The 18,684-nt window shown below is 39.7% G+C and carries 12 protein-coding genes; 6 read left to right on the forward strand and 6 right to left on the reverse strand.

What is annotated here, in order from left to right; translation table 11 throughout:
- The first annotated feature begins 159 nt into the window (after positions 1 to 159).
- Complete coding sequence (locus HMPREF9009_RS21475; RefSeq protein ID WP_049703221.1) at positions 160 to 963, forward strand: TrmH family RNA methyltransferase; 804 nt, start codon at positions 160 to 162, stop codon at positions 961 to 963.
- 41 nt (positions 964 to 1,004) lie between these two features.
- On the opposite strand, the gene HMPREF9009_RS21480 is transcribed toward HMPREF9009_RS21475, so the two are convergent.
- Both HMPREF9009_RS21480 and HMPREF9009_RS21485 read right to left on the reverse strand, forming a co-directional pair.
- A complete protein-coding gene (locus HMPREF9009_RS21480) occupies positions 1,005 to 1,481 on the reverse strand; it encodes an arsenate-mycothiol transferase ArsC (protein WP_049703222.1) in 477 nt (158 codons plus the stop codon).
- A 20-nt stretch (positions 1,482 to 1,501) separates the two neighbouring features.
- Complete coding sequence (locus tag HMPREF9009_RS21485; RefSeq protein ID WP_260456706.1) at positions 1,502 to 2,542, reverse strand: alcohol dehydrogenase; 1,041 nt, start codon at positions 2,540 to 2,542, stop codon at positions 1,502 to 1,504.
- Between the two features lie 249 nt (positions 2,543 to 2,791).
- On the opposite strand from HMPREF9009_RS21485, the gene HMPREF9009_RS21490 reads away from it, so the two are divergent.
- The 5 genes from HMPREF9009_RS21490 (at position 2,792) to HMPREF9009_RS21510 (ending at position 10,663) form a co-directional block, all read left to right on the forward strand.
- Positions 2,792 to 5,569, forward strand: coding sequence for an AAA domain-containing protein (locus HMPREF9009_RS21490; RefSeq protein WP_049703223.1), 2,778 nt, complete (start codon positions 2,792 to 2,794; stop codon positions 5,567 to 5,569).
- Positions 5,570 to 5,947: 378 nt separating this feature from the next.
- Positions 5,948 to 6,976, forward strand: a complete 1,029-nt coding sequence (locus tag HMPREF9009_RS21495) for a DUF1016 N-terminal domain-containing protein (RefSeq protein ID WP_083444232.1) — start codon at positions 5,948 to 5,950, stop codon at positions 6,974 to 6,976.
- Positions 6,973 to 9,003: an AAA family ATPase gene (locus HMPREF9009_RS21500; protein WP_049703224.1), complete on the forward strand. Its 2,031-nt coding sequence runs from the start codon at positions 6,973 to 6,975 to the stop codon at positions 9,001 to 9,003. Before HMPREF9009_RS21495 ends, HMPREF9009_RS21500 begins: the two co-directional genes overlap by 4 nt.
- A complete protein-coding gene (gene mcrC / locus HMPREF9009_RS21505) occupies positions 9,003 to 10,052 on the forward strand; it encodes a 5-methylcytosine-specific restriction endonuclease system specificity protein McrC (protein WP_049703225.1) in 1,050 nt (349 codons plus the stop codon). The genes HMPREF9009_RS21500 and mcrC overlap by 1 nt, the downstream gene beginning before the upstream one ends.
- Positions 10,053 to 10,228: 176 nt before the next feature.
- Entirely contained in the window at positions 10,229 to 10,663 is a 435-nt protein-coding gene (locus HMPREF9009_RS21510; RefSeq protein WP_049703226.1) for a DUF6078 family protein, read from the forward strand.
- A gap of 100 nt (positions 10,664 to 10,763) precedes the next feature.
- Here HMPREF9009_RS21510 and HMPREF9009_RS21515 read toward each other — a convergent pair whose 3' ends face one another.
- The 4 genes from HMPREF9009_RS21515 to HMPREF9009_RS21530 form a co-directional block, all read right to left on the reverse strand.
- Positions 10,764 to 12,854: a BT4734/BF3469 family protein gene (locus tag HMPREF9009_RS21515; RefSeq protein WP_083444240.1), complete on the reverse strand. Its 2,091-nt coding sequence runs from the start codon at positions 12,852 to 12,854 to the stop codon at positions 10,764 to 10,766.
- 757 nt (positions 12,855 to 13,611) lie between these two features.
- Positions 13,612 to 14,472 carry a DUF7281 domain-containing protein gene (locus HMPREF9009_RS21520; protein WP_004314783.1) on the reverse strand — a complete coding sequence of 287 codons (861 nt, stop codon included), beginning with the start codon at positions 14,470 to 14,472 and terminating at the stop codon, positions 13,612 to 13,614.
- Positions 14,469 to 18,137 carry an ATP-binding protein gene (locus tag HMPREF9009_RS21525; RefSeq protein ID WP_049703228.1) on the reverse strand — a complete coding sequence of 1,223 codons (3,669 nt, stop codon included), beginning with the start codon at positions 18,135 to 18,137 and terminating at the stop codon, positions 14,469 to 14,471. The genes HMPREF9009_RS21520 and HMPREF9009_RS21525 overlap by 4 nt, the downstream gene beginning before the upstream one ends.
- Entirely contained in the window at positions 18,121 to 18,672 is a 552-nt protein-coding gene (locus HMPREF9009_RS21530; RefSeq protein WP_004308256.1) for a condensin complex protein MksE, read from the reverse strand. Before HMPREF9009_RS21530 ends, HMPREF9009_RS21525 begins: the two co-directional genes overlap by 17 nt.
- Between the last annotated feature and the right edge of the window lie 12 nt (positions 18,673 to 18,684).

An 18,684-nucleotide genomic window follows, 5' to 3' on the forward strand; every position in this document is an offset into this window, starting at 1 on the left:
CCCCTACATTCTGTGTACTTGTAAAAACAGAGGTTGTACCTATTAAAATGAATAGTCACTGATAATCAGTGATGTAAATATGCTGCATAGGCAAGTAAAAAGTAGATGCAATCATTGGTATAATTTGATGTAATTAAGTAGATAGTTGTAAGAAATCCTATGCCCATTATAGAAATACATTCCTTAACTGATCCCAGAATAGAAATATTCAGTACTCTCACTGAAGCTCAACTACGTAATCGTATCGAGTCTGATAAGGGACTGTTTATTGCAGAAAGTCCGAAAGTTATTAATGTAGCTCTAAATGCCGGTTATGAACCTTTAGCTCTTTTATGCGAGCAGAAGCATATCACTGGTGATGCTGCTGATATCATTGAACGTTGTGATGATATACCGGTCTATACCGGTACAAGAGAACTGCTTGCCACATTGACCGGATATACACTCACACGTGGCGTCCTCTGTGCCATGCACCGCCCGACATCGAAAAGTGTAGAAGAAATATGTAGAGGCGCACGGCGTATCGCAGTCATTGAAGGTGTGGTAGACACTACCAACATTGGAGCTATTTTCCGTTCTGCAGCCGCTCTTGGGATAGATGCCATATTACTGACACGCAATTCTTGCGACCCGTTGAACCGACGTGCAGTCAGAGTTTCAATGGGATCTGTTTTCCTGATACCATGGGCTTGGTTGGATGGTTCTCCCAATGAATTGCATAAACTGGGATTCCGCACAGTCGCTATGGCACTTACAGAGAAATCAATCTCTATTGATAGTCCCATCTTAGCGACCGAACCCAAGTTAGCCATTGTGATGGGAACCGAGGGTGACGGTCTTCGAAACGAAACAATTACCGAGGCGGACTATGTGGTCCGCATCCCTATGGCAAACGGGGTAGATTCACTCAATGTAGCTGCCGCATCCGCTATTGCTTTCTGGCAACTTCGTGCTAAAGATTAATCAACTTTGCCATCATCACCGGACAACACACATATATATTCCTACTCGCACCTACAATATGTATTCGCCCCACAAGAACAGCGAGGCAAGAGTTTCTCCATTAATTCACTCCGAAAAAACTCATACAGTTCTTTATGCATAGCGTCATATAGTGCCACCACCCGTTCTTCCTGTTCATCCTCAGCATGAATACCTCCCCGAAAAGGATCTGCAAAATTAAAAGAAACATATTTTCTCACTACCCCCTGCATTTCCTTTTGCACTTCCTCCGCTTCCGGACAAAGAGTAATAACATAATCCCATGTCTGCTGGGCATACGTCGCAACATCACATGGCTTTCTACGGGAAAAGTCATATCCATTCTGTTCCATCACCTGGCAAACAACATCCGGGACAGAATTTCCAACCAAAACACCGGCAGTACTAATCTTCATACCTCTACCGAACGAGTTTAAAATTTCCTGCGCCATACGACTGCGACACGTATCACTATTGCTCACTATCAGTATATTTTTCATATGCGATTTCTATTTAATTTTCATTTATTTACTGATATAGCTACTTTAATAACCCCGTCCAACTTGTTTTCAAAGACACGGTAAGCCTCCTCAATCTCATTCAATGGAAATCGATGTGTAACAAGAGGAGTAGTATCAATTTTCCCTTCCTCAATCAGTTTGAGAATCTCGGCACAGTCACAACCATCCACTCCCCCTGTTTTAAAAATCAGATTCTTGCCATACATATCAGGTAAAGGAAGAAGCTGCGGCTGTTCATAAAGGGCTACTATGGTGACAACAGCATTAGGACGAGCACAATCCCATGCCAAATGAAAAGAATCATCACTCCCCGCTACTTCCAAAACAACATCTGCACCACCATGGTCACTGTTTTGAATCACAAAATCCTTGCAGTTTTCAGGCTCCGTTACTAACACATCAGGATAATGCTCGCGAACAAAGCGAATTCTCTCAGGAGACTTTTCACAGACAATAATACGTTTAGGGTGCTTCAACATCGCACATAACAAAGTACAAACTCCGGTAGGTCCGGCACCGATAATCAGAACAGTATCTTCCTCGGTAATTTCCGAGATACGTGCTGCCCAAAAACCTGTTGCAAGTACATCACCGACAAACAAGGCTTGCTCATCACTCACTGTATCCGGAATACGATTCAAACCTTGATCCGCATAAGGAACTCTGACATATTCCGCCTGACCGCCATCAATTCGGCAACCTAAAGCCCAACCGCCATTAGGATCAGTACAGTTATTCACATATCCATGCTTACAGAAAAAACACTCACCACAGAAAGTTTCGACATTCACAGTCACTCTGTCACCAGGTTTCACGAAAGTGACATCAGCCCCCACTTGTTCTACTACACCTACCATCTCATGCCCGACAGTTATTCCGGGCACAGCACGTGGCACACTGCCATGTTTAATATGAAGATCACTGGTGCAGATGCTACCAAGTGTTACACGCACGATTGCATCCCGTGAATCCTTTATTTCCGGTCTCGCTTTCTCCTGTAACTCAAACTTTCCGTGTTCAATATATGTGTATGCAAGCATAATATCCTCCTCGTTCATTAATATATACCTTGCAAAGATAATGATTTCATTGGCAAAACAAATCTCTTTTATCACGTTCAATACTCCCAAACCGAATCTCACTCTATATTTATAACAATGCAAAGCTAAATAAAGCCATTCACTGTTTTTTCTACTTCAGTTTTGATATTCTGGAAAATATTCTTACTTTTATATCCAAAATAATAAATAAAAACAGCAGCACGACCTATTATATTTACACACAAGCCTATGATAGATACTTCCGAAAATCTGATTATTATAAAAGGTCAAATCAAGACTCCCGAAATAGAAAGCTGCCAGAATTATGATGGCAGCTATAAGATAGTATTCCGAAATGTTCCTAGTGCGTATACTTACAAAGAAGAAAATGTCCTTTGGCTGACTGATCCGGACAAACCGGACCCCAATAATTATCAAATAATCAGTAAAGGGAGAACTTTATCAAACATCAAAGCCTTATCTATTTTCAAGGCCGGATCACACAGCTATTGGCACATTCGTTTTCTGAATGGTAAAGAGTATGATTACAGAGAAAAGGACTTAGAAATTATCGAATCGTGCTTGGGAGAGAGTCGTTCGAAAAGCATATTCGAATATTTGAAGAAAGTTGCCGATGCGAACGAATTGAAAGCTGATGACGGAACGAAGCTATTGGCAAAACAATATGAAAAGATTCATTTCATCGCAAACAACAGAGCTATTGCTGTATATCTGAATCCTCAAAAATATAAAATGCAGACCCAGACTGCCTCAACCTTGATTTTTCCTTTCGGTTGTAATGCAAGCCAGCAAAAAGCAGTCCAGGCAGCTTTTGAGAATCAAATCAGTGTTGTGCAAGGACCTCCGGGAACCGGAAAGACCCAAACGATTCTGAACATCATAGCCAATATCCTTGTGCGTGGTAAGACTGTTCAGGTAGTATCTAATAATAACTCCGCCATCGTCAATGTACTTGAGAAGTTATCCAAATACGATATGGGTTTCATTGTTGCATTGCTTGGCAGCACAGCTAACAAAGAGAAATTCATCGAGACTCAAGAAGAGGAAAAACAATATCCGGAGAACTTTGAGTCATGGCATGATGCGGATGCCAACCAACCTCAATTTCTCAATCAGATACATCATCAGACAGAAGAACTAAAAAGCATATTTTCCAAACAGGAACGCCTTGCCATGGCAAGACAGGAAATACAAGCTTTAAAAATAGAGTGGCAACATTATCTGCAAGAGTTCGGAACAAAAGAAATTACTCTCAAACAACGAAAGAGTTCCAGTTCGGCAGACCTTCTGAATTTATGGAATGAATGTCAGCAATTTGCAGAAAAAGAACAATCATCAAGTCTTCGGGGAATAGCAGCTTTTATTCAACGGTTGAAATGGTTATTCTTTAAATTCAGGAGCAAAGCGATTTGTAAAATCCCCGATAAAAGTTTCTATAAACGGGAGATGAGTTTGATTATCGCCGACTTCCAAATCTTATTCTACCAAACAAAGTACGCAGAACTGGAAGTTGAAATAGACACATTAGAAAAGGAACTTGCCAACAAAGATGCAGCAGAAATGGCTAGACAAATGGCTGATACATCAATGAAATATCTAAAGAATCAGTTATTTCATACCTATGGCAATAATCATGACAAGCCCATCTTTACGCTCCCTGATCTAAGAAATAATTGGCGAGAGGTACAAAAAGAATACCCTATTATATTAAGTACGACCTTTTCATCATTAAGCAGTCTACAACGAGATGCCGTATATGATTATATCATTATGGACGAAGCGTCGCAGGTTTCCGTTGAGACCGGAGCTTTAGCCTTGTCATGTGCTAAAAATGCAATCATTGTCGGTGATACCATGCAACTCCCCAATGTAGTCACAGAAGAAGATAAGGAAAAGCTAAACTTTATCGCTAATGCCTGCCTGATTAAGCCGGAATATGATTGTGCCAATATGAGTTTTTTGCAATCCATCTGCAAAGTTATTCCAAATGTACCGCAGACCTTGTTACGGGAACATTATCGATGCCATCCTCGAATCATCAACTTCTGTAATCAGAAATTTTATGGTGGAGATCTTGTCATCATGACACGTGATAAAGGAGAAGAGAATGTCATTTGTGCCATACGGACAGCCAAAGGTAACCACTCCCGCAGTCACATGAATCAACGGGAAATAAATGTTATCAAAGAGGAAGTACTACCGAATCTATCTTATGAAACAGATGAAATTGGCGTCATTGCTCCATATAACAAACAAGTAGATGCAGTAAAATCCGCACTTGAAGAGGATATTGATGTCGCAACAGTCCATAAGTTTCAGGGAAGAGAAAAGGATGCTATCATTATGACTACTGTCGACGATGTCATCACTTCCTTTTCCGATGATCCTAACCTGCTCAATGTTGCTGTTTCGAGGGCTAAGTCACAATTCTATTTAGTCGTATCGGGAAACGAACAACCCAAAGACTGCAATATCAGCGATTTGATTGCTTATATCGAATATAACAATGGCACTGTTTCCACCAGTAAAATTCATTCTATATTCGATTATCTATATGAGCAATACACAGATGCCCGAATTGCCTATTTGAAGAAACACAAGAAAATATCCGAATACGATTCCGAGAATCTTACATTCGCCTTACTCGAGGATATCCTGAAAGAGAATATCAATATGCGTCATTTGAATATCATTTGCCATTTACCACTCTATATGTTGATTCAGGATTATTCTCTATTGAATGAAGAGGAAAGCAAATATGCTGCAAATATAAATACTCATATTGATTTTCTAATTTATAATCGTGTGAGTAAACAACCGGTATTGGCTATTGAAACAGATGGTTATACATTCCATAAATCGGGGACGAGTCAATCAGAACGCGATATTAAAAAGGATCATATCTTAGAGTTGTACGGAATTCCGTTGGTGAGATTGTCTACTATCGGTAGTAATGAGAAGAAAATTATTGGAGATAAGTTAAGCGAAGTATTAAACTTGCATTAGAATGTTCATTGCAAATCATTTTTTTGTTAGAATAGGAGTTTCTGCATATTCTAACAACCAAAAGAATAAATTTTACTCCAACTATAACAATCACATCAATAATAATGCCTACATTTACTTCTCATTTAAAGTACGACAGCACTATGGAAATTATTTTCTACTTTTAATACATTAATTAAAATGCGGATAAGATACAATACATATAACAATAAGAATCATCTGTTTTACAAAAATAGGCAGATAAATAAATCGTATTTCGACCAAATACTAAGAAATGAACAGGAAAGTATTAGGTTAACAATTCTACGCGACACACTTCTCCCAAAGCAGATGTCAGGAGAACTAAAAATTAACGCAACTGAAGTATTATAGATTACAATGAACAAGTCAATAAACATACTTGATAAAGAATATCTGCAATGGGTGAAAGACCTTTGCGGTCGCTATCGTCAAAGCCAAATAAAGGCAGCGGTGAAAGTAAATGTGGAACAGTTGAAATTCAACTGGCTTTTAGGTCGTGACATTGTTGAATTGCACGTAGAAGAACGCTGGGGCGAAAGTGTTATCACTCAATTGAGCAAAGATTTACGTGAAGCTATACCCAATGCAGCTGGTTTGTCAAAGAGCAATATCTACTATTGTAGGAAGTTTTATTTGTTATATAAGGATGCTCTGAAAACTTTCCACCAACTTGGTGGAAAAAATGAAACGGAATTATTCCACCAAGTTGGTGGAATATTTGAAGTCCCATGGAGACACCATTGCTTGATAATGGATAAAGTGAAAGACGATATAGACAAAGCTCTGTTCTATGTTCACCAGACGGTGGAGAACGGCTGGAGTCGTAGTATGCTGCTCAATTTCATTAGCACCGACCTTTATGAGCGGCAGGGCAAGGCACTGACTAACTTTACAAAAACATTGCCCGATGCGATGAGCGACCTTGCACAGGAGTTAAGCAAAGACCCCTACAATTTTGCTTTCACGGGTATAACTGGGCGTTACAATGAACGGTTGCTCAAAGATGCTCTACTGACTTCAAAATCAAAGCCTGAATACTATTGTTCAGACGGTATTGCATGGATTACTCCTAAAGACTTATCTATATTAAAAGCTAAATTTTCAATCGACTGGCAGAAGAAAAAATCCGCCAGAGCAGGGATGCGTCGTATGATAAAAAGACTTCTGAAAAAATACAAATACCCACCAGAAGAAGCTGAAAATGCACTGGAAACAGTTATTCATCAATGTGAACAATGGACTGATAATGATTCTGATAATTACAACTCATTACTCAACGAAACTAGAAAATATGATTTTCATAACGAAACATATCCTCCAATGGCGGCAGATGAAAGAGTTGAATATTATACCCCAAAGAACAACAATAAAAATACCCTATTATGAATATAGACATAAATAAGTTAGAGAAGGAAATAAAAGATTATAAGGCAAATTTCTTCTCCTCTTGGAATGATGAAAAGTATAAATGGGAAGCAGTAAGCTGGTTTCAATCCCATTGGGATATCAAGTCCCCAGATTTCACACAAATGCTTAAAACTTCTCTTTCGAAAACTCAAAATCTTCTAGGAGCACAACATTATTTTCCTAGACGCATGATAAAGAATTTCGCAATGGTTGCCCCCGAAGATGTAAGAAAGATGTTTATTGATTTATATAATGAACATATTCCCCTTTCCGATCGAATTTATAAATTTATTAAAGAATCAGACTTTATACTTGAGAAATACAATCAAAGCACTTGGAGAAATCACTTTCAAGATTATAGAACAATAAGCACCTATTTATGGCTTAGATATCCAGAACGATATTACATATTTAAACCAAGGGAATTCTCGCGAGTATCTCAAATTTTAAATACTAGTTACACCTTCAAAAAAGGTGCTACTCCCAATACTGTATTGCAAGCATACGAATTATATAATGAAATCAAATGGATTTTGCAACAAGATACAGAACTGAAAGCAATGCTTTCTGATGTCCTCACTCGCACTCCGAATTGTGATCCAGATTTCGAACTGACAACTACTACTGTAGATTTTCTATACTTCTTAGATAAGAATAATCAGAAAAGTCAAAAAAAGTTTCAGATAGCAGGAAAAAAGCAAGAAAAAAACATCCCTCCTTTAACTCCCCCAACTTCCAAACTTCACTACTGGTGGCTAAAAGCTAATCCTCAAATGTGGAGTTTGTCCAATTGGAGCATAGGAGAAATTCAGTCTTACACTTTATACAATGACAACGGAAATAAACGTCGTGTATTCCAGAATTTCTTAGATGCAGAAGCTGGTGATATAGCAATCTGTTATGAAGCAACTCCTACCAAACAAGTAGTTGCACTTGCTAAGATTTACAAAAAGAATGATGGAAAACATATCTATTTCCAAAAAACAGAATCGCTTACTTATCCTATTGATTATTCGATTTTAAAAAACTGCGAGGAACTCAATAATATGGAGTTCTTTGCTAATCCTAATGGCAGTTTATTCAAACTTACCCAAAATGAATATGATTTCATTATGGATATAATTCGAGATACAAATCCTATTAAACGAACAAATGAGAATATCGGCCGATACACAGATGAAGATTTTCTAAATGACGTATTTCTTGATGAACAAGAACTCAAAACCCTAAAAAGTATACTCAAATACAAAAAAAATATCATATTGCAGGGAGCCCCGGGAGTAGGTAAAACATACTCTGCCAAACGACTGGCCTATACAATAATGGGAGAAAAAGATGATTCAAGAATCTCAATAGTCCAATTCCATCAAAATTATTCATACGAAGATTTTGTTATGGGTTATAAACCTCAAGAAGAAAAATTCGAACTAAAAAAGGGAATATTTTACAAATTTTGTATCACTGCCGGAAATGATCCAGAACACGATTATTTTTTCATAATTGATGAAATCAACCGTGGTAATATGAGTAAAATATTCGGAGAATTATTAATGCTAATTGAAAAAGATTACCGTAATGTTAAAATAGCATTAGCACACAATGGAGAACTTTTCTCTGTGCCAAACAATCTCCACATCATAGGTATAATGAACACCGCAGATCGCAGCTTGGCTATGATTGATTATGCATTGAGAAGAAGATTCTGTTTCTACAACATGAAACCTGGATTTGATTCAATCGGCTTCCAAAAGTACCAAAATGAATTACATAATACCACTTTCGACAAATTAATTGAAACGATCAAGAGATTAAATGATGAAATATCCAAAGATGAATCACTCGGTGACGGATTCCAAATAGGACACAGTTATTTATGTGGATTAGAATCTTGTGATAAAGTAAAAGAAATTATATTCTATGACATTATTCCTATGTTACATGAATATTGGTTTGATGATAAACAAAAAGTTGATTTTTGGGAAAATGAACTAAAGAGCTTATTCTAATGACAAATGACAAAAATATATTAATTAAAAATATTTATTACATGCTAGCTTATGCCTTTCAGGTACTTAAGCGTAACAACTATGCAAATATAGCTTCTGAAAAATTCGAGCATATAGAAGACTTGTTTGCAGAAATCCTATCGCGAGGTATTTCGTATCAACTAAAACAAGGATTATATCGTGAATATGTACCAAGAACAGAATCACTACCTACAATGAAAGGGAAAATTGACATAACAAAAACTATTAAACATAGAATACAATGTCAGCAGATCCTATCATGCGAATTTGATGAACTATCAGAAAATAATATATTTAACCAAATATTAAAAACTACAATCAGTATTCTTCTCCAAGAAAAGATAGTAGCCAAAGAACGAAAAAACAAATTAAAGAAAGTTCTACCATTCTTCGCCAACATTAATACCATTGAACCATCCATCGTAAAGTGGAACACACTCTATTTTCAACGTAATAATCAGACCTATAAGATGCTGATGAATATTTGTTATTTTGTTTTGGAAGGTTTACTACAGACAACTGAAGATGGTAAATATCACATGGCAACTTTTTCTGATGAATACATGCATCGGCTTTATGAGAAATTTGTATTAGAATATTACAAAACAGAACATCCTGAATTAAAGACCAGTACTTCCCGAATAAAATGGAATATTGATTATCAATCCGATAACAAAGCACTAGAATTACTTCCGTGTATGCAATCAGATATCATGTTAGAATACAATGGAAGAACGCTTATTATTGACACCAAATATTATTCGCAAACAATGCAAAAACAATATAACAAACAAACCCTTCATTCTAACAACTTATACCAAATTTTCACCTATGTAAAAAACTATGACATACAAAATTCAAGCAATGTTGCAGGTATGCTTTTATATGCAAAAACTAATGAAGAAATTACTCCTGATTTAGAAACCAGTATATGTGGAAATAGAATCTATGTCAAAACTCTCGACTTATATACAGATTTCAAAAATATTGCATCCCAATTAGATGAAATAAGGAAGTATATAAATTAGGATTTCTACTTATGTAGACAAGTTATCACAATTCTAAGAAAACACTTAATCCATACAAATAATATTCGTCCAAACGTTTCCCATTCCCAAAATAAAGCCCTACTTTTGTGAAGAATATTTTCCCGTATATTAACGTATTAACAATAATATCTCACAAATAAAATAAACCCTACAAGATGAAAGAAGAATCCGACAGCCCGTCTGTCCCCTACAATTTCTCCCGGTGTTTCAATGACCAATGCCCGCAAGCCTTGAAATGTTTGCGCTACATAGCTGCACAAAATGAAACAGCCGATTACCTCTATATCTCCATCGTTAATCCGGTACGTTATCCTGCGGATGGAAATCAATGCGAATGTTTCAAGACTGCTGTCAAAGTCCATGTGGCATGGGGACTTAAACAGTTGCTTAACAGAATCCCCTATGAGGATGCAGTCAGTATCAGAATACAACTGGTAGGACACTATGGGAAAACTGGATATTATAGGTTCTATCGCGGAGAACGGGGGCTTATGCCTAAAGACCAAGCCTACATCAGACAACTATTCCGTAATAAAGGGATAAAAGAAGAACCAACTTACCAACGCTACACAGAAGAATATATTTGGTAAATTGCTGTCATCTGTCACAGTTTAGGAGTTAATAGTTTAGTAATGAACCGATAAGACTGTGACAGCAAGAGGTGACGGCAGGGTGATGGCATTTTTGCCGTCACCTGGTTATTAGTCTTACAACATGATAGAGTGTACCGCTACGCGTATGTTTGGAAGGGATTTCTTGCTTTTTCAGTATTCTCCCAAAGGAATTAACCCTTTTGACAGACATCGGGATTGAACTGCCTTTTTGAATATCTTCCATAATCTCGGCAGGAGACAGCCACTCCCCTTCTTCAGACTGTGCAGCACGGAAATAACGGAAGAAAAGTTGCTCTTCCGGCGGGACTTGTTCAAATTCACGGTTGTTTTCCACCATAATCTTTTCTTCCTCCTGGTCGAACCAGTAACGTTCGCCATGCTCCAGTTCGTACATGGCTTGTGCGTAAAGCTGCTCATAGTCTATCGGACGATTGGTGTCAATCACTCCGGTCACTTCGATACAAATAAAACGACGGCTGCCGGAAGGGTCAGTCAACAGGTCTTTCTGGTTGCTCGTCGCTATGAATGAGGCATAACGGCGCATTTCGAGAACGGCACTGCCATGAGGTTTCTTCACATTCAACACAGGTTTTTGCAGAATATGTTTCAGGAAACCTTGTTGCGTCGAACTCACCTGATCAAATTCATCAATATTGATGAGCGCAAAACGATTGAGGTAAAGTTCGGCATCTTTCTTTCGGGAGAAATCAATGCTGTCGGTATAGTAGGAACGTTCGGAAGGGGGCATTATACTCCGGCAAAAGGTGGATTTGCGTGTCCCTTGCGGCCCGACAAGTAAGGGCGAAACACTGTTTGCATACTTTTTATTGCTTCCTTTCCAATGGGAAACCATATTGAGGAACCAACGGTGGAACAAATCCATCCAATACGGATTCTTACAGGGAACGGTGGCTGCCAATGCACGGATACGATCTTTGCCATCCCATACCGGAAGCCGGTAGAGAAAATCTTCCAGCGGGTTGAATACAGGCACGCGGTTGGAGTAGATATAACGGCTGATGTCCCTATCCCACAACGGAATACCTTCCATTTGCGCATCCAGGGCAATGCTGTTAAGTGCACGTTTGTCGAGAGGATTGAAGCGGAAACGGAAAGAAAGCCTTTCACGATATTCCACCTCGCCGATTTGGGTGTTATGGCGGAATTCATAGCGGCGTTTCATGAATTCTTCGGTTTGCAAAGCGAGTTGCTGCTCTTTGCTTAGGCTGATATTCTTGCCGAAACCTTTGCACTCGGTATATATATTGCCAATCATTTGCCGGATAAGCGCTTCCTGTTTATACATATAGAAGTGGAAAACGGTACGTTTCACGACTTCTTCTTGCAGAAGTCCCGAAGCAAAACAGTTTTTAGCCAGTTGGACGACTAAAGGATGCCATGTATCTTCGCGCAATTCAAGTCCCGCTTCCCTGAGATCGGCATATGCTTTCCGTAAAGCGGCTTCGAAAAGCATCAGGAAAGCATTTTCCGCATCATATCCCGGTACGGCACGGGTCAATGGAGATTTCTCTGCTTGAACCGCTTCCCGGAAAGTGGTTTCTTCGGGCATTGATGACGGTTGGGAGAGATAAAACTGGACTGAATCCGGACGGTAGATGATGTCCGGGTCGTGGGATAAGCGCGAATATTGTTCCAGAGTCGGTTCTTTGGGAAGTATATCGAACGGGATTTGGGGCTGATAACATTTCACAGCCAGTCGATAGGCGTGGGCGTGGAATAGTTCCGCTTCTTCCCGTGTTTTGGGAAGGGAGTTGTCCGGTCGGGTAAAGGTAGCCCATATTTTCACCGTTTTGCCACTTGAACCCATAAAAACACAACGGGTTTGCGGTTGCTCGCAGGCTTTTTGTTTCACTAATGCTATTTCAGATTTATTGGATAAGGGACCGACAGTCAACTCTACAATACCGTTATAGTTTTTCATTTGTTTCTGACCGTTTACTTTTCGAAATTCGGCGGCAGGAATTATTTGGGGAAGTTTATTGGCAAACATACACCGTTCATCGGGAAGGATATATCGCAGATGCTCTCTGAATGTAGAAACAGGACGGGATTTTATTTCTGTCTTTATCTTATTTACCAGTATATCAAGATCCATTACGCTAAGCGCTATCGCATCTTCGTTCTTACGAAATTGAGTAATTTTCATTAATTTGATAATAATTTGTTTTGTCAGCGTCTTTGTGATCGTTGAGACTGCTAAATTAGTCATAATATCCGAAACCGGCAAAGAAAACAAGTTTTAATACAGAAAATTATTGATATATCAAGCATTTCTTTAACCGAAAGAAATGGGATTGCCACCGCCGAATTACGGGGCAAATTAGTTTTCCCTGCTTGAAACTACAGTTCCAGCTAAGGGAAACTGTAGTTTCATCGGTGAGAAACCAATGGTTTCAAGCAATTGGAACTATAGTTTCAAGCGTATGAAACTAAAGTTTCGCACCTTGAAACTGTTGGTTTCAAGGCAGGACACAACTCATAAGTACGAGGATAATAAATTGAACTACTAATCCATTGATGGCTGATACTATTTATTTTCGAGCAGCGTCTTTATTTTGTCTTTGTTTTCTAGGTGACAGCATTATTGCCATCACACTGCTGTCACACTGTGCTGTCACACTATTAAATACTTATACTCTGCAAGTTAGATTACAATCCGTGACAGATGACAGATATATTTTATTTTTTATTGGTTCTTCTTCAAATTCCGTGCTACTTATTTATGTTCAATTACCTTATTCATGGCTATTCCGGAGTACTTTAAGATGCATATAGTTTGGATAATTTATTTGCTATTTCTAATATGCCGATATCCCTTTATCCATCGGCCTTTCAATGAGCTTTACTAGCACGGAATTTGATTAAGAACCTTTTTATTTCATAGAGATGCTGATATGACTAATTTAATACTTTATATATCCTTCTTGTTCATACGCTTTCCCATATTTATGAATCATTGCCACCAATGGCCTTAAACGTTCGTCAGAAACCAACATAGCCCTATAACGCAAATACTGATTATCATAAAGCTGCCGGTTTCCGTCCTTGAGGCGTTTCTTCACATCCGCAGGAATGAAAAATTCCGCACGGTTGCCCAATTTGACATAGAATTCATTTAAAAAGATAGAAATGCCAGCCAAATCTATGTCTCCGAAATGAATATAGCGATTGGGAATTATCTTTAGCCAGTTACACAAATCCTTCGATTGCGGATAACGGGACACGAAAAGAACTTTCATTCCTTCAAACAAGTATTTTTGGGCACGGATATGCTGGAAATTCTCTCCATTCTCTATACCCACTACTACAACATCTTCAGGAATACGGAAATATTCGTAATCCTGCATGAAGATAGAAGTACCTTGCAAGGGAGAAAGAACACATGGTTCGCCATGAAAAGTAGCTTCTATAGGCGTATAACAATTGAGGAGAAAACCTTTGAACGTACGGGTATATCTCAATTTAGAGTCCCCCGCCTTCGCCACTTGCTCCGAACGTGACACTTCATCCGGACAGTTCTTCATCTCAATCCAATCTTCCAGCTCCATGCCGGAAGTATAATTCTGGGAGATGTAGATACGGCATCCTTCCGGGTCAATCATACGAAAACTACGCTTACTCCCTCGGGGAACAATAGTGATGATTCCCTCATCCATTAATCTATTTGCTATCAGTCCATCAAACTTTGTGTAAGGTATGAGCTCGCCGCCCAGCATTTTCAGAACCAGCCTCGCCATCGCCAATGTAAATAAACTGCCACTCATTTTTCTATCTTATTATAGGTTAACAATGGGACAACCTGTGTGTTTGACCGCCCGTCTTTACTCAATAAATAGGTATAACGATAATCTTCCACATTGTAAGTAGTGGGAGAACTATTTACCAACAATATATTCCGGCAATTGGCAAAGTCTAGAATACCTTTCACATTGTTGGGGTGTAACTTGCCTATTTCATCCATCATACAATGGATTTTAAAGTCACCAAACTTACGTGACGCCTTTTCTTTGAACACATTAATCAGCATGATATTGACCATGGCTTTTACCAGAATATCCGTGCCGTCGGAACCTACATTGGCAATCTTCTCCACCCATCCCGTGTCATTATCATTCTCTTTCACGCGGAACTCCAGTTTGAATGTATCGGCAAGCGCCAACCGCCTGCGTCCCGGCTCGTCAAGCAGGAATTTCATAAACGACAACAAATGCCGGACAGCCACCGCATTGACATCTTCACGGGAATCCTGCGAGAACAAATCAACCTTTCCCATATTATATTGGTTCTCATCGCTAAACCGTTTAATCTCCAGCAATAACTGCATCAGTTTATCGCTGCTCTGAAGCGGGCGAAGAGCTATTTCCTTTATTACTCCGGCAAAATTCCGCTTGACAAAATCGTCGTTGATATCCTTTATTGTTCTGTGTATCTCGCTTTCATTACGGGTCAGTCCTCCCACTTCCTGCGAAATCCGGCGGATTATATCCGTATACCGTTCACTGATATGTTTCTGATAATCGGAAATCTTATCATTATCCACAAACTCGCACAGATTGGAAGCGAAATCATAGTAATCCTGTTCTCCAACCAGTTCCGTACGGAAATGAAACGTGTTTTTTGACGAGAAGTTTCCATTGAACTGCGTCACCGCTTTCTTGAATTCTTCTGTTTTTCTGATAGTGGATACGATGAGCGACTTCAACTCTTCCACAATAACATCGCAATTTTTCCGAGTAGGCTTTTCTCCTATTTCTGTCACAGAAGGCGGACAGAAAGTTTCATCTTTCCGGAACATATCCACTTTATTCAATCCATCCTCCAATAAGTGCAATTCCTTGTTAATCCGGTCGAGGTGCTCGTCCGCCCCTTTTTTCTGAACCTGCAACTTCTCCTTTTTCAGAGCGAAACGTTCGTCCAATGCAACTAGCTTCGCATCCTGTTCTTTCTTCCGGCTTCGCGTAGCAGGTTCTTTATCAAACAGTTCCTCCTTGTCTCTTTCAAAATAAAGAACTTGCGGGCGGGATTTACCTATATAATCTAATTCTTTATTTATTTCGGCAAGCCTGTCATCATACTTGCGGATAGTGACCGTATCAGCACCCTTTCCATTCAATTCATTCTCCTGCGCCTGCTTCAATTCCTTTTTCCGCTCCGCAGTTTGCTGTTTCATCCGCTCTATCTCTTGCTGAATGCCGGCAACAAACTCCTCCAGTTCCTTCCGGAGTTCCGTCCTGCTGTCATTATACACTTTCCGGCAGGCTTTCAACAGTTTTTCCCGTTCCGCCAAATGCTTCTCCTTCTCGCCTTCCGCCACATAAAGACGATGACCGATATCATTCAGTTGCGCCTGTAATTCTTCGGTACATCCTCTTTTCCATTCCTCTTCCTTCGTCTTCCATGAGGCGTAATCAGCCTGCAAATTCTTCAATTTTGCAGGAATCTGCATTCGCTCGGCTTCCATCAGATGTTGTTCTTCCAAAATACTATGTATTTGCTTCGAATACTTCTTCTCCAAAGAAGAAACAGCTTCCCCCTCTTCTTCCGTCAGTCGGGTGAGACGGTCGGTACAGAGTTGCCGGGCTGCTTGTTGCCTATCGCGCTCCTGCTTCATTTCCTCGGGAGTGCGGACAGAACGCTCGATTGCTGTCAGATTGAGTGAAACGCCGAACAAAGTAGCTTCCTTATTCACTAATTGAGGTTGCAGTTCATTGTTGTACAACACCAGTTCCTCATCCGCCACCTTGCCTATCGTCTCCTGCCAATCCGGTTTGTTCTTCTCCAGCCATTCACACAAAGAACCTTTTCGTTTCTCAATCAAGGCCTCCAATATTTGCAACTGTTCTTCAATCGCACTCCGCTCTTTGCGAACGATCTCCATCTTTGCCTGAAATTCCCATTTCAATTCTTTCACTTTCCATTCGCACTCCTGCCTCAACTGCTTTATTTCTCCTTGTTGCTGACGAATATTAAGTTCCAGTTCCTTGTCCTTTTTGCGCAGTTCGTTGATACCGTCTTCACAATCGGACATTTCCTTTTGATGGGGATGTTCGTATTTCACCTTTTGAAGTTTCAGGTTACACTGTGACTGTTCATCGCGCAACTGCCGGATACGATTATCCACAGTCTGCACTTTCTCTTCTTGCGTTACCCTTACTTTTTCTTCTTCCACACGAAGCTGTTGCATCAATTCTTCCTGCTTGCCGGCAATCTCCGCATTCCGAGCATTTATCCGTGCTTGCTGGCTATTCTCAAAAGTACGGAAATCAGCTTCCAGTTTCTCAAACAGCAATCGGTACTTGCTCAATACATCCTCATAAGCCCTTGTCAGTTCCGATTTCATATTCCGGACTTGTTCAAGTTCCTGAATCAGTAATTCTTCGCAAGATACCCGTTTGATGATTTCTTCAATCCGCATCTGCTCGTAATGCAGACGTTTCTCACGTATCTTTTTGAGCAAATCGTTTATTATACCTATATCCCTAATTAAGCCATCACGCTCATTGGTGTACTTTTGTTGCAGTTCACCCATAAGCCGCAGCAACCGTTCACGTTCCGTCTCCGCTTTAGCCTGTTCTTCCTTCACTAACGGAATCTCATGCAAAGCCTGTTTCTCCGCAAAGTTAAGCTCCGCACGCCCTTCACCAATCTGCTTTTGAGTATAAATCAAGTCACGATAGGCGTTCATTACTTTCTCCGCCATCTTCCGGACAGGCACTTCTCCATTCTTGTTCTTTGTAAACCAAAGCATCACGTCCCTGTATTCCTGCTCGAATTCCTTTATCTGGCTACGATAGAAGTCCAAATCGACAGAAATATCCTCATCACTCATCGAACGGATAATGGTATCTTTTATAAAGTCAGCATCCAGTTTGGAATTTAAAAAGACGTTCTGTATCGTACGGGGAATATTCTGATATTTTGCACTTTCCACAATGGCAAACTTGCGGTAAGGTATCATTTCATGCTTGCGGTTATTACCGAAAATAATGTCCCGATACATTTCATAACTAGTCACTTGTGCAGTAATCTGAATCTTCGAACCGATATGTTCGCGGATGCGTCCCCACTCGGAATGTACCACATTGTGTTCGTCAATGAACCAGTCCTGTTGGAATGGCGCATCAATAAAACGGAAAAACACCCGTCCCTGGGATTTGGCAGCTACCACACAATACGCCCCATTCTCCCGCATCACTTCATAGATAATGTAAGAATTGGCGTATGGAAAGTAAAAAGCATCGAAGCTTTTCTTCTCCTTCGGAATACCCAGTCTTAGTTTGTCAGCATTGTAAAAGAAGAGGATGGCACGGAGCAGCGTACTCTTACCGACACCTTGCGTACCTATAAAATGTACGTTCCCATCCAACTTCACTTCTGCGTATGGAATATGGGCACTGTTCAGAAAAATAATCTTATTCAGGTATCTCATCTTGCACCTCCTCTGAAATTGTGATACAATCAACCAAGTCTTCCATATAATGGAAAGCCGACAAAACTTTATATGTCCCGTCGAGTTCGTTTTCTTTCTCTATCAGTCCTATGCTCTCCAGTTCTTTCAGCAGTTTGCCGACTACCTCATCATATTTCTTCTTATCCGAAAACAGTTTGGTTGCCTTTTCTTTCAGTTCAATATCGCATCCTATCTGAATCTCAATATCAGCGGCACGGAACAGGAATCCCGGGCCGAATGCCGAATGATAGGTTTTCAGGAAACTCAGGTAATCAATCCACTTCTGAATCGCCTCCAGTTTACGTTCCAAATCGACTTTCGATTCCTTGCGGGTAAAGTAGTAATAACCGTCACCGCCTTCCAGATAGAAGCCGATACCTTTGTAATAATCATAATAATCGGGTAAATCTTCCTCAATGGCATCATACAAGCGTTTTACTTGGGTAGAGACACTGTTGGAAGAAATGAATCCCCCTTTGCTAAGTATATTAAATATCTCTTCAGTGTATTTCATGGTCATCTGTGT

It is taken from the genome of Bacteroides sp. 3_1_13, from assembly GCF_001185845.1.
Classification (GTDB): Bacteria; Bacteroidota; Bacteroidia; order Bacteroidales; family Bacteroidaceae; genus Bacteroides; species Bacteroides xylanisolvens.

Coding starts and splice junctions, on each gene's coding strand:
- HMPREF9009_RS21475 (WP_049703221.1), top strand. CDS start 160: ATGCCCATTATAGAAATACATTCCTTAACTGATCCCAGAATAGAAATA.
- HMPREF9009_RS21480 (WP_049703222.1), bottom strand. CDS start 1,481: ATGAAAAATATACTGATAGTGAGCAATAGTGATACGTGTCGCAGTCGT.
- HMPREF9009_RS21485 (WP_260456706.1), bottom strand. CDS start 2,542: ATGCTTGCATACACATATATTGAACACGGAAAGTTTGAGTTACAGGAG.
- HMPREF9009_RS21490 (WP_049703223.1), top strand. CDS start 2,792: ATGATAGATACTTCCGAAAATCTGATTATTATAAAAGGTCAAATCAAG.
- HMPREF9009_RS21495 (WP_083444232.1), top strand. CDS start 5,948: ATGAACAAGTCAATAAACATACTTGATAAAGAATATCTGCAATGGGTG.
- HMPREF9009_RS21500 (WP_049703224.1), top strand. CDS start 6,973: ATGAATATAGACATAAATAAGTTAGAGAAGGAAATAAAAGATTATAAG.
- mcrC (WP_049703225.1), top strand. CDS start 9,003: ATGACAAATGACAAAAATATATTAATTAAAAATATTTATTACATGCTA.
- HMPREF9009_RS21510 (WP_049703226.1), top strand. CDS start 10,229: ATGAAAGAAGAATCCGACAGCCCGTCTGTCCCCTACAATTTCTCCCGG.
- HMPREF9009_RS21515 (WP_083444240.1), bottom strand. CDS start 12,854: ATGAAAATTACTCAATTTCGTAAGAACGAAGATGCGATAGCGCTTAGC.
- HMPREF9009_RS21520 (WP_004314783.1), bottom strand. CDS start 14,472: ATGAGTGGCAGTTTATTTACATTGGCGATGGCGAGGCTGGTTCTGAAA.
- HMPREF9009_RS21525 (WP_049703228.1), bottom strand. CDS start 18,137: ATGAGATACCTGAATAAGATTATTTTTCTGAACAGTGCCCATATTCCA.
- HMPREF9009_RS21530 (WP_004308256.1), bottom strand. CDS start 18,672: ATGAAATACACTGAAGAGATATTTAATATACTTAGCAAAGGGGGATTC.